Source organism: Corallococcus sp. BB11-1 (assembly GCF_026626625.1).
Taxonomy (GTDB): domain Bacteria; phylum Myxococcota; class Myxococcia; order Myxococcales; family Myxococcaceae; genus Corallococcus; species Corallococcus soli.
Map to the genome: position 1 here is coordinate 547,244 of NZ_JAPNJY010000007.1, position 13,942 is coordinate 561,185.

Here is a 13,942-nt window from a genome sequence, read left to right on the forward strand (position 1 = left end):
ACGGTCCCGCTGGCCGGCTGGACATCCCCGGACGCGTTGCCATTGAGGAACGGTGGCGTGCGTGGGGGAGGGCCGGACGGCGATGCGGAAGCAGGCCTGGGTGGGCGGGATGTTGGCGTGGGCCCTGCTGGGCTCGGGCACGGGGCTGGCGGCCGAGACGAAGATGCCCCCGGGGCTCACCGGCGGCTGGGGCGGCGCGCGCGGGCTGCTCTTCGAGATGGGCGTGGCGCTCCAGGTCCGCTACGCGACGGAGCTGGCCTTCAACGCGCGCGGCGGCAAGGGGCATGCGCTGCGGCAGGCGGGCCAGCTCGACGTGGGGCTCGGCGTGGACCTGGAGAAGCTGGCGGGGGTGAAGGGCGGCACCTTCCAGTTCACCTTCACGCACCGCAACGGCAACAACCTGGGCGCGGACATGGAGCTGGGGAACCTCCAACTGGTGCAGGAGGTGTACGGCCGCGGCAACGTGGGGCGCCTCACGCAGCTCTGGTACGAGCAGCGCTTCTGGGACGGCCGCGTGCACTGGAAGCTGGGCCGCGTCACGATGGGCGAGGACACGGCGGACTTCCCCTGCGACTTCCAGAACCTGTCCTTCTGCGGCGCGCAGCCCGGCAACCTCGTGGGCAACTACTGGTTCAACTGGCCGGTGAGCCAGTGGGGCACGCGGCTGCGCCTGGACGTGGCGAAGGGGGGCTACGTGCAGCTCGCCGCGTACGAGGTGAACCCGCGCAACCTGGACCCGTCCTTCTACCTGGGGCGCTTCAGCGGGGCGACGGGGGTGATGCTGCCGCTGGAGGTGGGGTGGAACCCGAAGTTCCTCGGGGGGACGCTGGAGGGGCTCTACAAGCTGGGCGCCTGGTACGACACATCCAACGCGAGCGACGTGCTGCTGGACGGCGAGGTGCGCAGCGGGCGCTATGGCGCGTACTTCGTGGCGCGCCAGCAGGTCACCCACGTCCCCAACGCGCCGAACAAGGCCCAGAGGCTCAACGTCTTCGTGCGCCTCACGCACACGGACCGGAACACCTCCAATGTGGACAGCCAGTACACCGCGGGCCTGGAGTACACGGGCGTCTTCGGCCGGGCGGATGACGACGTGGGGTTCGCGCTGGGCCGCACGCACTCCAATGGCCGGTACGTCACGTCCCAGCGGCTGAAGCGGTTGCAGGACCCCACCACGCGGGTCCCCGGCACGGAGTACCTGGGCGAGCTGTTCTACAGCCTCCGCGCGACGCCGTGGCTGGTGCTGCGGCCCAACCTCCAGCTCATCCGCCCGGGCGCCAACGAGGACGCGCGCAACGTCATCGTGCTGGGCCTCAAGGGCGCCCTGAGCCTCTGAAGGATTCCAGTGGGACGCGCGTGTGGGCGGATGCCCCCCTGCCGTGCCGCTTCTCGGGTGGCCTAGAGTGGCGACATGGCCCTGTCACCCTCGTGGCATGCATGGCTGTCGGAGAACCTGCTGCGCGGCGTGGCGGCGGAAGCGCTGACCCGGGTGCTGGTCTCCGAGGGGGTGGACGCGGAGGACGCGCGGCGGGAAGTGGAGCGCGCGGCCCGCCACCCGGCGGTGGAGGCGGGGGCCCGGCACGTGGCGCTGGGCGCGGAGGTGGCGTCGCTGCTGGACGTCCGCGCCGCGCTGCATGCACAGGCAGGGGTGGGGGTGGAGCGGCGGCGGGGCGTGTCCGCCGACGAGTTCCGCGACCGCTACTACCGCGCGCACCAGCCCGTCATCCTGGAGGACTTCCTGGAGGACTGGCCGCTGCTGGAGCACTGGCGGCCGGAGGCGCTCGCGCGCACGCACGGGGACGTGGAGGTGGAGGTCATGACGGGCCGCGAGGCCCGCTTGGACCATGACGTGTCCCCGGATGCGTGCCGCACGGTGATGCGGCTGGCGGACTTCCTCCACCGGCTGGAGCACGGCGGGCCCACCAATGATCTGTACCTCACCGCGCGCAACTTCGCGCTGGAGCGGCCGGAGCTGCGCGGGCTGCTGGACGACGTGCGCTTTCCTCCCGGCTTCCTGCACCCCCGGCCCGCGCCCGGAGGCATCAAGCTGTGGGTGGGCCCGGCCGGCACGCGCACGGCGCTGCACCATGACGTGGACTCGGTGATGTTCGGCCAGGTGCATGGGCGCAAGCGCTTCTGGCTGGTTCCCTCGTTCGAGACGGCGCGCGTGTACAACCACACGCACGTGTGGAGCGCGGTGGACGCGTCGGCGCCGGACCTGGCGCGCTTCCCCGCCTTCGGCACGGCGCACGTGCGCGAGGTGGTGCTGGGGCCCGGCGAGCTGCTCTTCATCCCGGTGGGCTGGTGGCACCAGGTGCATGCGCTCGACGTGAGCGTGTCGGTGACGTTCCAATCCCTGGACCTGCCGGGCGGCAATGCACGGTGGCACACCTCCGGTTGAGGAGGTGTGCCTTGCATTCGCAGGCGTCGCGTTGAGATTTCAGGCCGGCTGCGTTTCTGTTTCAGGCAGCGGCGGCGTGGGCGGTGGCGGCGTGGGCGCGGGGGGCTCGGGCGGCGGGCGCCGGCGCGGGTCTTCCTTCTCGTATTCCCCGGGCGAGAAGGGCGGCGAGGGATTCGGGACGATCTTGTGCGAGTTCGAAGGAGGCGTCATGGAGTCCGCTCAAGGTGGATGTGGACAACCCAACAGGTTCAGCCCGACACGGGGGGCCGATGCTGAAATCAATCATCCCCCCTGAATGGAAGACGTGGCTCGCGCAGAACCTTGTGCGTGGGGTTTCTTCCGCGAGGCTCGGAGCCCTGTTGGAGGCGGCGGGAGTGGCGCCGGAGGTCGTCCGGGAAATGGTCCTTGAAGCTGAACACCACCCCGCGGTGGGCGACGGTCGGACCCATGCGACACGGTTGGGTTCACTGGAATCCCTGCTCGCGACGCGGTCGGAGCTGCAAAGACAAGCGCGGGGTGAGGCGCGGGTGGAGCGGTGTCAGCGTCTGTCTCCAGCGGAGTTCTTCACCCATTACTACCGGCGCAACCGACCGGTGGTCATTGAAGGGCTGTTGGAGGACTGGCCGGCGATGCGGCGGTGGACGCCCGCGTGGATGGCCGAGCATTTCGGAGATGAGACGGTGGAGGTGATGGCGGGACGCGAGGCCCAGGCCCTGCCTGACTTCCACGCGGACCGGCTGCGCCGGGAGGTGCCGCTGCGCGAGCTGCTGGCCCGCTTCGACGGTGCGCCGACGAACGACATGTATCTGGTGGCGCGCAACAGCCTGCTGTTGCGCGAGGCCTTCCTCCCGCTGCTGGAGGACCTGCGAGGGCCGGAGGGCTACATCCACCCGGACCTGCGCGAACCCGACCGCGTGCACCTGTGGCTGGGGCCGGCGGGGACGCTGTCGAACCTGCACCACGACCACCTCAACGTCCTCTTCTGCCAGGTGTGGGGGCGCAAGCGGGTGTGGCTGGCGCCATCGTGGGAGACGCCGTGGATGGCCAACGAGCGCGGTTTCTACAGCGCGGTGGACGTGCTCGTGCCGGACACCGCGCGCTTCCCGGACTTCGCTCGCGTGGCGCTCCACACGGTGGAGGTGGGGCCGGGAGACACGCTCTTCATCCCCGTGGGCTGGTGGCATGCGCTGCATGCCCTGGACGCGAGCCTGTCCGTGACGTTCGTGAGCTTCGAGCAGACCCCCGGTCTCAACACCTGCTGGCGGGAGGGCTGGCTGGGGGCCACGCCCCAGGAGGAGCACCGATGAGTCCCTCGCGCGAAGTGGGAGTGGATGGCGGAGCGCCGCTGGCGCCCGAGTGGCGGCGGTGGTTGGTGGAGAACCTGCTGCGCGGCACGGCGCGGGGGGAACTGGTGACGGCGCTGGAGAAGGCGGGCGTGACGGCGGAGCGGGCGCGTCAGGCGGTGGAGGCGGAAGCGCGGGAGCCCTTCGTCGAGGGGGCCCTGCGCGCGGTGGGGATGCAGCGCAAGCTGGAGGGGCTGCTGGACGTGTACGCGGAGCTGTTCCTGCAGACGGAGGCGCCGCCCCGGGTGGACCGTCACGCCGCGCTGACGCCCGCCGCCTTCTTCGAGCGCTACTACTTCCAGAACCTGCCGGTGGTGCTGCGCGATGGCTGGGCGGCCTCGCTGACTTCGGGGGAGTGGACCCCGGAGCGCGTGGCGGCGCGGCTGGGGGAGCGGGAGGCGCGTCACGCGTGCTGCGTGCCGCTGTTCGGGGAGCCTCGGCTGGAGCCGCTGGCGCGGGAGCTGCCGGCGCCAGGGGGCCTCACGCTGGCGGACGTGCGCGCGTGCGAGCCCCGCCTGTGGTGGGAGCCTGGGGGCGCGGAGGTCCCGCTGCGCGCTTCGCGGCGCAACGTGCTGCTGGCGCAGGTGCACGGGGTGCGGCGGCTCCAGCTCATCCCCGCCTTCGAGCTGCGGCGCGTGGCCTCGCCTGCGGAGGGCGGGGAGGCACCGTTGAGCCTGGACGTGGAGCTGTCGCCCGGGGAGCTGCTGCTGCTGCCCGTGGGCTGGTGGTACGGCTTCGTCGCGCCGGAGGGCGGAGTCGCCGTCTCCTTCGAGGCGTTCGCGCTGCCGGAGCCGAACGTGACGTGGGACTCCGACGCGGAGCCGCTGCCGTCGCCGCTGCCTCCCCGGGACTGAAGGGCCTGCCCGCGGGGGCCCGTGGAGCAGGCCTTGGGGTTCGCGCGCCGGCCCTGGCGGGGCTACTGGTACAGCAGCACCTTGTCCACCCAGCGCATTCCGGGCTGCTTCTCGTGCCAGTCGAGCCGTTCGGCGCGCAGGGCCTGCGAGGGCTCCGTGCCGGACAGGATGCGCTCGCGCACCGCGCGGAAGAACGCCCCCGCGTCGTTGGGGATCTCCGCCGTGGCCGCGAAGACGGCGCGCGCGCCCGAGGCGACGAAGGCCTGCGGCAGCGATGACGTCTGGTGCAGCAGCGGCGGGAGGTGGGCCGCGCTGCAGGCGCCCAGCACCACCAGCGGCGCGCCGAGGAACCGCCGACGGCGCAGCTCCTCCGCGGTGAGCGCGTAGCGGCCGTCCTGCTGCGGCGACAGCGCGATGACCGTGGCGTCCGACAGCGCGCGGTCCACCACGCCGTGCGCGTGGATGTCGATGTCGGTGGCCTGCTCCATCGCCTCCAGCACGCGCTCCGGCGTGGCCTGCGAGCCCTTGAGGCGCAAGAGCCGCTGCGCACCCTCCAGGTCCACCTCCGCGGAGGAGGGCAGGCGCGCCAGCCTCAGGGTCGCGGGCGGCTCCACGTCCGACACCACGACATGCATCGGGGGGCTCGCGGTCGGCGGCCCATGCGCGCCCGTGCCCACGCGGTAGCTCCAGGCGAGGTCCGGCGGCAGGATGCCCGAGCGGCTGTCCAGCGGCGGCGCGGCCAGCACGGACACGCTGGGACAGTCGCGCAGCAGGTCCACCAGCTCCCCGGGCACCAGCCCCGAGAGGTCATCGCGCAGCGGGGTCGTTCGCGAAGCGTCGTAGTGGCCCTTCAGCTGGCCCTGGTGTCCACGCGCCACCGTCACCGTGCGCTCGTCCTCCACGGCGGCGGCCAGCACGCAGCCGTCCGGCAGGGGCACCTGGAGGCTTTCGGCCACCACGTCCAGGACTTCGCGGAAGGCCCCCGCATGGCCCGCGCTCACCGCCAGCGTCCGGTAGGCCACCACCCGGGCGTCCTTCGCGTCCGCGTTGCTTCGCAGGAGGGGCTCCGCATCGGCGATGGCACGGCGCAGCTCCTTCTGGCCCGCGCGCCAGTCGCGGTCCACCGCGAAGCGGCCCGCGATGAGCGTGGCCAGCACGCGCCGGCCCGCGTTCTCCCGCAGCGGCGTCACCCGGGCCAGCTCCGCCCGGAGGCGCGCCTCGTCGGACGGCCGTGGATCCAGGCGCGCCAGGTCCGCGAGGATCCACGCCCCCTGGAGTCCGGGCGTCTGCCCGCAGGCCAGCGAGTCCTCCAGCTCCTGCCGGGCCTCCCGGGGCCGGAAGCGCATCAGCGCCAACGACGCGAGGTTGCGGTGCGCCTGCGTGCGCGCCAGACAGTCCTCCGGCTGCCGGGCCAGGGTCTCCATGAGGTACGCACGCGACAGCGCGATGCGCACCTGGAAGCGCGTCGCGTTGGCCAGCATCACCAGCGCCGCGCCCTCGCGCTCCCACTCACCCAGCGCGGCGGCCTCCTGCCACGCGGCGCGCGCGGCCTCTTCTCCCTCCACCAGCCGGTTGGACGCGGTCGCGCGCTGGCTCAGCCGCGTGAGCAGGTCCACGCAGCGCAGGGGCAGCTTGCGCGCACGGCACTCCGACAGCGCCGCGCGCAGCCGGTCTCCCGCCTGCGCTCCCTGTCCCGCGAGGTCGTCCAGCCGTGCCCCTTCCTGCGCCACGCGCGAGAGGATCCATGGGTCCGTCACGTCGCGCGTCAGGGCCTGCAGCTCCTCCTGTGTGCGCGCCACGCCCGGCGTGCGCAGCAGGGCCTCCAGCAGCAGGTCGCGGGCCGAGTCCTCCTTCCGGAGACGTTCGATGAGCTCCGCGGGGGCGGGGTGTTCGTCCAGCACCAGCTTCGCGTACTCCCGCGCGAGCGGCGCCCGGCGGGTGAAGTCCAGCGCGGCCACCCGCTGCACGGTGGCCTCCAGCACGGTGTCCCCGGACGCATGGTCCAGCACCTTCGCGAGCGGCAGCAGCTCCCGCACCCGCGCCGCGTCCTGCGAGGTCCGCAGCACGTCGTAGAACCGCTCGCGCGCGAGGCCCGGGAAGCGTCCGGAGGCCTCCACCGGCAACGGCGCGTCCGGGGTGCGCAGCCGGGTGAGGAACGCATCGCGCAGGGCCTTCCAGGCCTCCGCCCGCGACTGGAGGCGGTCGCGCAGGCTTTGGGCCTGCCCTCGCGCCTCCTCGCTCCAGCCGGGCTCCGCCTTCGCGGCCAGTTGTTCGAAGGTGGTGGCGGCGACGAGCGACAGGCCCAGGTCGCGCGTCAGCACGGCCCGGTTCCAGCGCGCCTGCGCATGGTCGGGCGCCGCTTCGAGCGTGGCATCCAGCAGCGTCAGGGCCTCGTCATGCCGTCCGCGCAGGAGCAGGGCCGCGGCCTGGTCGCTGTCCCGGTCCGGCGAGGGGGCCGTGCGCGCCAGGTGCGCGAGCGCCTGCTCCGTGTCGCCATGCAGCAGGTAGCTGACCGCGACCCCGTGCCCGTCGCCCTGCTCCTCCAGGGCGGACAGCGGCCCGAGCGGCACCGGACGGGCCAGGGTGTCCGGACTCCGGGGCGGCGCATAGGGGCGGTGCGCGTCCGCGGCGCCAAGGCTCAGGCGCACTTCCAGCGGCCGGGTGGGCAGGTCCAACAGCCACAGCGCGCGGCTGTCGGGCGCGGGGGCGTGCTGCCTCCAGGCGCGCATGGCGCCGAAGCCCACGGCCACGCACAGCACCAGACCCACGGCGAGTCCCGCGCGCTTCACGCCGGTGTCCTCCCGAAGGCGCGTGCCCCGGGGCGTCCGCTGCATGCCTGTCATCCGGGGCCTCCCGCGTGCCCCCGCCTGTCTCTCGCGGGTCCTGCGAAGGACAGTCTAGGGCCAATGCCCCCGGGCCCGACAGACCCGGGGGAAAAGGGCGCGAAGGACCGTCCGTTCTTGGCCGGACGGTTACTCCACCTTCAAGGGGGCGCGCGTGGCCTCCACGACCCGGTGGATGGGGTACAGCTCCCCCACCGTGAGGCTGTCGTCGAGGAACTGCCAGCGGCAGAACCCGTCGTCCGAGTGCGGCTCCAGCAGGTAGGTGATGAGCGTGCCGGTGCGCTGGTCCGTGGGGACCTTGAGGGTGCCGGCGGGGAACTCGCGCTCGGAGCGCTCGGGGGCCACGGTGAGGATGGTCTCGAAGCGCACGGGCTTGGGCTTCTGGCTGAGCGGGACCTCGTTCTGCCCCGGCGGCGGCACGTTGGCGGCCACGTCCGGGCTGAAGGTCTGCTCGCGGCGGGCGATGCGGTAGCTGTCCACCTGGAAGCGCTGCGCGCTGGCCAGCTTCTCGAAGCGGATGCCGTGGCCTTCCAGGCGGGACGCCAGCGACGCGGGCACCAGGTACGCGGCCGGGGTGCTCACCGCCTGGGTGGGCACGAAGGTGCGGTAGTGCGGCGCCTTGTAGACCTTGCGGCGCTTGCCCGGGTAGCGGCGGCCCTCGATGCTGGCCTCGTCGAAGGAGTTGATGACGGCGACGTCCTTGCCCAGCACGTAGGCGGGGTAGTCGAACACCAGCGCGCCCTCCGCGTCGCGCTGCGCCACGCCGTAGTTGATGCCGACCAGGTCCTTCACGTCCGGGGACTTGCCGCGGGCGATGATGGTCGCCTCCTCGAAGGAGGTGGCGGTGCGGTAGTCCTTGGCGTAGCGGGCGGCGTCGCGGATGAGCTCCAGCACCCAGGCGCGGATGACGGCGCAGCGGCGGGGGAAGTCGATGTAGCTGTAGGTCTCCAGCAGCACGTCCAGGCGGCCCAGCAGGCCCCGGTAGTGGCTGCCGAAGCGGGGCAGCGCGGGGTAGGTGTGCCAGCCGGAGCGCGGGTCGCCTTCCTTGAGGAAGTTGCCGTACCAGAAGCTGTCGAAGCCGTGCTTCTTCTTCACGGCGGCGGAGACGCGCTCGGCCAGCTCGCGGTTGTAGTCGCGAGACATGTGGAACAGCTCCGCGTTGCCGTGCGGGATGTCGAAGGTGAGATCGAAGGCGTGGATGCTGCCGTCGGTGGTGTGGCAGTCCACGAAGAGGTGCGGCCACCACGCCTGGTACAGCTTCGCCAGCGCGCGCGTCTCCGGGGCCTCCTGCTTCATGTTGTCGCGGTTGAGGTTCCAGCCCTCGCCCGTGTAGCGCGTGCCCACGCCGCCCGGCGGGTTCACCTGGCCCTCCAGGTTCTTCAGGTCGAGCGCGCGGTTTCCCGGGCTGATGCGATCATTGCCGTCCGGGTTGAAGTTGGGGACGAAGACGAGGCAGAGCCTGTCGAGCAGCTTCTTGCCCAGCGGCGTGAGGGTGAGGTCGCGCGCGAGCCCCAGCAGCGTCTCCTTGCCCTCCACCTCACCGGCGTGGATGTTGGCCTCCACCATCACGATGATCTTCTTCTGCTTCTGCGCCAGCTCCGGCGTGAAGCAGTTGCGGTCGCTGATGACCAGGGAGATGAGCGGCTGGCCCTCTCCGCTCTGGCCGAAGTCCACGCGCTTCGCGAGCTTCGTCTGGCCGACGAGCGTGTCGATGAAGGCGACCACGTCGGCGCTGCGGGAGGTTTCCTGGTAGTCGGTGGCTTCCGCGCGGGTGCGCAGCTGGGGGATGGGCATAGGTGCGCGCATCCGAGCGCCCCCCGCATGCGGCGTCAAGCACGCGCGTGCGCGGGTGCGGAAGACCCGGCATTCGCGTCCGCTGCCGGTGCCGGGGGCTGACTTGCCGCGTCGGGGCGGTGTCCCATATGAGACCGGGCCGGACGGCTGTGAGGGGGTCTTCATGATTCGGCGTGACATGCGGCGCGGACGTGTCGTCGGGGTGCTGCTGCTGCTGGGGTGCGCGGTGGGGTGGGGGACGGGCTGCAAGAAGGAGGAGGCCGTGGTGCCCGCCGCCCTCGACGCGGGTGTGGTCTCGTCGGCGGTGGCCGTGCCCGATGCCGGGGCCCCTGTGGTGGCGGCGAAGGTGAGCCGGCCGCTGCGGTTCTCGGATGTGAAGCTCGCGCACGACGGCGACCGCCTGTTGGCGACCTACACGCTCACCAATCCGGGCACGGTGCAGGGACGCGGGGATGCGTGCCTGTGGCTGCACGATGACAAGGGCGCGGTCATCGAAGCGCTGCGGCTGAGCGCCATCACGGTGAAGGGCGGCACGTCCGACACGTTCGAGGACCGGGCGCTCGTGACGCCCTCGTTCTGGAAGCAGACCCGGTCGGTGCGGCTGTTCACGACGAACAAGTACTGCCAGCAGCGCACCCCCGACGCGAGCAGCGAGCTGTTGCACGCCCTGCCCACCGGCCGGCCCGTGCCGGAGGGCTTCGCACGGCCCAGGGACATGGAGACGTCACAGCCCGCGGACTTCGAGGTGTCCGACGTCCGCTTGCGCCAGGACCGGGCCGCAGGCGACTACTTCATCACGTACACGGTGAAGAATCTCAGTGGCCGGCGCGCGTCGGGGACGGCGTGTCTGCGGGCGTATGCCGAGGACGGGTGCTCCTGCCATCTGGAGGAGACGACCGTGGGGGACTTCAGCCTGCCGGCGGGAGCGTCGGAGACCGTCACGGATACGATCCTCTTCGACAAGGACAGCCACTGGGACACGGTGCAGGCGCTGCGGCTGTTCCTGGGCCCCTCCGGCTGCGCGGACGAGGTGGACGCGGTGAACCCCGGCTTCAAGTTCGACAAGCCGGAGGACCTCCGCGGGCCCGTGGAAGCGGTCGACGCGGACGGGGAGGTGGAGCTGGATCCCGACAACAACGACGCGGTGGTCGACGTGCCGGACGAGCCCCAGGATCCGGTGGACGACCACGGCGGGGACGAGCCCTATTCGGACTCGCCGGAAGACACGGGCCACTGACGGGCCTCATCCGGGCGCGGAGGAACCCATGAACTTCGGAGCGATGAGCCCAGCAGGCCCCGTGCGGTACAGGCGTTCATCGCGACGGATGGGAATGGCCTCCGCGTTGTGGCTCGTTGCCGGGGGCGCCCTCCCTGCGTCCGCGGCAGGGCGGAGCCTCGCGCGCGATTCCCTGACACAAGCCGCGGACGCCTGCCGTCCAGGAGAGCCAAGCACCTTGTGCTGCTGGAAGAAGTTCAGGAGCGCGGAGGCATGCGGGATGACGGCGTCCGAGGCCGTGGAGGCCGCCACGCTGATGCAGAGTCTGCATGAGGCCCAGAAGGCGACGCGTACCGAGGCAGACGACCCGGACGAAGGTTGGAAGCAGCACTGCATTGACACGTACACGCTCTGCGCGAGCCAGAAAAAGCCGCGCTGGACGGGGGACTGCAACGCCTGCATGGAACGTTGCAAGGGACAGCACGCCTGGCCGTTCGAGATGTGTCGTCAGGGGAAGGGAGGGAAGGGATGACGCTGGGAGACTGGGACCGGGTGCGGGAGCTGGGAAGCCAACTGTTGGTGAATGGTGGGCTGGCGGTGACGGAGGAACTGCGAGAGTTGCTTCCCCGGGTAGCAATGGACGTGGCGCTCTCCTCCGAGGATGCACATCAGGCGCTGGCCTCACCCGAGACAGCGGCTGCGCTCCTGCGGGAGGTGCATCAACGCATCCACGATGGATCGCGTCGGCTTTCACGGGCCCTGGTGGAGTCTCACAAGTTGAAGATGGCAGGAGACCTGGGTGCTGCGCGCCAGGTCCTCACTGGCGTCGCCGCCGTGGAGGTCGTGCCGCTCTATCTGGAACAGCTTCAGATCGCGCTCGACCACCTGGATGAAACCGAAGATGCCTCCGATACGGATTCGCAGGATGACAGTAGCGACTGACGAAGTGACCCCTTCGCTCCGCACGGGCACTCCGAGCACGTAGGTGGCCGCGCCCTTGCCGTGCGTCAGGGTGCCGCCCGTGCGTGTCCGGTGCACTGTCCGTCCGCGACACAGCGGCTTGCCGTCCGCGCCATCGCGTCGCTAGCGTCCCGGCCGTGGCGCCCTCCGCTCCTCCTTCGCTCTCCGCCCGGTTGGCCCGGCAGGGACTGTTCGCGGCGGCGAAGCGGGGCGTGTCCGCCGAACGGCTCTGCCAGGACGCGGGGCTGCGGTGGGCAGACCTGGAGGACCCCGAAGCGCGCATCCCCTACACCGTGCTGGACGACATCCTGGAGCGGGCCGTGGCCCTCTCCGGGGATGACAACCTGGGGCTGCACATGGCGGGCATGGACGCGGACGACCCGGCGTCGCTCGTCATCCTCACCAGCGCGAACCTGCGCGAGGCCCTGGCGCGAGGCTGCCGCTACCAGCGGGTGTGGGGGGACGGCGAGCGCTTCCTCGTGGAGGACACCCCCCGGGGCGTGCGAATGCGCTTCACCCCCGTGGGCCCCTGCTGGCGTCCCGCGCACCGGCACCTCACGGAGGTGGCCCTGGCGCAGCTGGCCCAGGGCGTGAGCGTCTTCACCGGCGCGCCGGTGCGTCCGCTGCGAGCCCGCTTCACCCACGCGGCCCCCCTGGACCTGCGCGAACACGAGGCCGTCTTCGGCTGTCCGCTGGAGTTCGACGCGCCTGTCAGCGACCTGGAGTTCGCCCACGAGGACGCGGACCGGCCCTTCGTCCACGCGGATCCGGTGGTCCACGCCGTCTTCGAACACCCGGCCCGCGGTGTCCTGGAGCGGCTGCCCGTGATGGACACCCTGGTCGGCCGGGTGCGCGAACAGGTGCGCCGGACGCTGGCAGGCGGCGACTTCTCCTTCGTCGCCGTGGCCCGGGCCCTGCGCATGCCGCCCCGGATGTTGCAGCGCCAGCTGGCGACGGAGGGCTACACGTACGCGGGCATCGTGGAGTCCCTGCGCCGCGAGCTGTCCCAGGGCTTCCTCCAGCGGCGCATGTCCATCGCGGAGGTGTCCTTCCTCCTGGGGTACGCGGACCCGGCGGCCTTCCACCGCGCCTTCAACCGCTGGTGGCGCACGTCCCCGGAAGCCTTCCGCCGGGCCCGGGCGGCAGGGGGCTGACAGGCAGGCGGCGCCCCAAGGCCATGCAGGGCGGGGAGCGGGACTCCGCCCGGAAGGGTCCGTGCCTAGGTTCTGACGACAGGACGGGCTCCTCCTGCGGGGCCCCTACAGGGAGAACACCATGTGGACACGCCGGTTCAATGGGCTCGTCGTGCTGGGGGTGATTGGGACCGTGAGCCTCGCGGCGGGCTGCAATGAGCGCCAGCAGCAGTCCGCCAACGAGAACGCCCGGCAGGTGGGACAGGAGGTAGGCGAGGCCGCCCGGGACGTCCAGCACGGGGCCAGCAAGGCCGCGGAGAGTCTGCGCGAGTCCAGCCGCGAGGCCGCCGACGGCTTCCGTGAGGGCGTGGGCGGCTCGGGTGCCCTGAACTCCGAGGAGCAGGAGGCCGACGAGCGCAACGGGGACGGGCCCGACATCGGCCGCAACCCGGGGGGCATCAACGATGGGGAGGGACCGCGCGAAGAGCGGTGAAACACGCGCGAAACGCGCTGTGTCGACACCCCCGGTGTCGCCGCGTTGTGTTTGAATGTGGACCATGGACGTGGCTCCAGCCCCCCGTGGTCCCCTCGCGCTCCCTGGGCGTTGGCTGTGCCTGTTGCCGTGCCTGTTGACGGTGGCGTGCGTGACGACGGGAGGGGGGCAGACGCGGGTTCCCACGCTGGAGGAGCACTGCAACGGCGGAAGGGCGTCGGCGTGCGAGGCCTGGGGACAGCAGCTCACCGTGGACCACCGGATGGAGGAGGCGGACCGGGCCTTCGGTCTGGCGTGCGCGATGGGGTCGACGTCCGCGTGCCTGACCCAGGGCAAGTCCCGGATGGCGCAGGGCGACCTGGACGGCGCGGAGCCGCCGCTGCGCAAGGTCTACGAGGAGGACCTGGAGGAGGGCGCGCTGGCGCTCGCGGACCTCCGGGAAGCGCGCGGTGACGTCACGGGAGCGTCGCGGCTGCGCTGGGAGTCGCTCGGCCTGGACAAGTCGACGGTGGAGTTCGCGCTCGGCTGGCGCATCCCGTGGCAGGGGGGGCTGGGCGGCTCGCTGGATGTCAACGTGCAGCCCCTGGGGCTGGGCGCGCGCCGGCTGACCCTGGGGGCCAACGTGTCCTTCGGCTCGGAGTCGTCGCTGAACGCGACCGTGGGCTACCAGCACTTCCTGACGAACTGGGCGGCGCCCTACGCCCGGGTGCTCGTGGGGCCCTCCCTGGACAACCGCCGCGCCCCCCTCAACGTGGGCGCGGAGGTGGGGATGAAGGTCTTCGCGGGGTCCATCGGGCACTTCGGCGCGGGCCTGGGCACGTCGTTCGACGGCTCCACGTACACGGTCCTCCAGGTCGGAATGGACTGGATCGTGGCGCTGATGGTGCTCGCGCACATGTGACGCG

13 protein-coding genes are annotated in these 13,942 nt (G+C 71.8%); 10 read left to right on the plus strand and 3 right to left on the minus strand.

Features of this window, described 5'->3' with window-relative positions; all coding sequences use genetic code 11:
• The first annotated feature begins 82 nt into the window (after window positions 1-82).
• Together OV207_RS08970 and OV207_RS08975 are read left to right on the plus strand one after the other, a co-directional pair.
• Window positions 83-1,336: a carbohydrate porin gene (locus OV207_RS08970; RefSeq protein WP_267554210.1), complete on the plus strand. Its 1,254-nt coding sequence runs from the start codon at window positions 83-85 to the stop codon at window positions 1,334-1,336.
• Window positions 1,337-1,411: 75 nt separating this feature from the next.
• Entirely contained in the window at window positions 1,412-2,401 is a 990-nt protein-coding gene (locus OV207_RS08975; protein WP_267554212.1) for a cupin-like domain-containing protein, read from the plus strand.
• Between the two features lie 39 nt (window positions 2,402-2,440).
• On the opposite strand, the gene OV207_RS08980 is transcribed toward OV207_RS08975, so the two are convergent.
• Window positions 2,441-2,611 carry a hypothetical protein gene (locus OV207_RS08980; RefSeq protein ID WP_267554214.1) on the minus strand — a complete coding sequence of 57 codons (171 nt, stop codon included), beginning with the start codon at window positions 2,609-2,611 and terminating at the stop codon, window positions 2,441-2,443.
• Window positions 2,612-2,799: 188 nt separating this feature from the next.
• Here OV207_RS08980 and OV207_RS08985 point away from each other — a divergent pair, with 188 nt between their 5' ends.
• Window positions 2,800-3,708, plus strand: a complete 909-nt coding sequence (locus OV207_RS08985; RefSeq protein WP_267554216.1) for a cupin-like domain-containing protein — start codon at window positions 2,800-2,802, stop codon at window positions 3,706-3,708.
• Window positions 3,705-4,598: a hypothetical protein gene (locus OV207_RS08990; protein ID WP_267554218.1), complete on the plus strand. Its 894-nt coding sequence runs from the start codon at window positions 3,705-3,707 to the stop codon at window positions 4,596-4,598. The genes OV207_RS08985 and OV207_RS08990 overlap by 4 nt, the downstream gene beginning before the upstream one ends.
• A gap of 62 nt (window positions 4,599-4,660) precedes the next feature.
• Here OV207_RS08990 and OV207_RS08995 read toward each other — a convergent pair whose 3' ends face one another.
• Window positions 4,661-7,441, minus strand: coding sequence for a CHAT domain-containing protein (locus OV207_RS08995; protein WP_267554221.1), 2,781 nt, complete (start codon window positions 7,439-7,441; stop codon window positions 4,661-4,663).
• Between the two features lie 129 nt (window positions 7,442-7,570).
• The gene (locus OV207_RS09000) at window positions 7,571-9,235 is read right to left on the minus strand and encodes a M14 family metallopeptidase (protein ID WP_227028058.1); all 1,665 of its coding nucleotides are present in this window, start codon (window positions 9,233-9,235) and stop codon (window positions 7,571-7,573) included.
• Window positions 9,236-9,413: 178 nt separating this feature from the next.
• Here OV207_RS09000 and OV207_RS09005 point away from each other — a divergent pair, with 178 nt between their 5' ends.
• The 6 genes from OV207_RS09005 (at window position 9,414) to OV207_RS09030 (ending at window position 13,938) form a co-directional block, all read left to right on the plus strand.
• Window positions 9,414-10,472: a hypothetical protein gene (locus OV207_RS09005; RefSeq protein ID WP_267554224.1), complete on the plus strand. Its 1,059-nt coding sequence runs from the start codon at window positions 9,414-9,416 to the stop codon at window positions 10,470-10,472.
• A 259-nt stretch (window positions 10,473-10,731) separates the two neighbouring features.
• Window positions 10,732-10,983 carry a hypothetical protein gene (locus OV207_RS09010; RefSeq protein WP_267554226.1) on the plus strand — a complete coding sequence of 84 codons (252 nt, stop codon included), beginning with the start codon at window positions 10,732-10,734 and terminating at the stop codon, window positions 10,981-10,983.
• Window positions 10,980-11,393 carry a DUSAM domain-containing protein gene (locus OV207_RS09015; protein ID WP_267554228.1) on the plus strand — a complete coding sequence of 138 codons (414 nt, stop codon included), beginning with the start codon at window positions 10,980-10,982 and terminating at the stop codon, window positions 11,391-11,393. The genes OV207_RS09010 and OV207_RS09015 overlap by 4 nt, the downstream gene beginning before the upstream one ends.
• A 155-nt stretch (window positions 11,394-11,548) precedes the next feature.
• Window positions 11,549-12,565: an AraC family transcriptional regulator gene (locus OV207_RS09020; RefSeq protein ID WP_267554230.1), complete on the plus strand. Its 1,017-nt coding sequence runs from the start codon at window positions 11,549-11,551 to the stop codon at window positions 12,563-12,565.
• A 121-nt stretch (window positions 12,566-12,686) separates the two neighbouring features.
• Window positions 12,687-13,037 carry a hypothetical protein gene (locus OV207_RS09025; protein ID WP_267554231.1) on the plus strand — a complete coding sequence of 117 codons (351 nt, stop codon included), beginning with the start codon at window positions 12,687-12,689 and terminating at the stop codon, window positions 13,035-13,037.
• A gap of 124 nt (window positions 13,038-13,161) precedes the next feature.
• Window positions 13,162-13,938 carry a hypothetical protein gene (locus tag OV207_RS09030; RefSeq protein ID WP_267554232.1) on the plus strand — a complete coding sequence of 259 codons (777 nt, stop codon included), beginning with the start codon at window positions 13,162-13,164 and terminating at the stop codon, window positions 13,936-13,938.
• The last annotated feature ends 4 nt before the right edge of the window (window positions 13,939-13,942 follow it).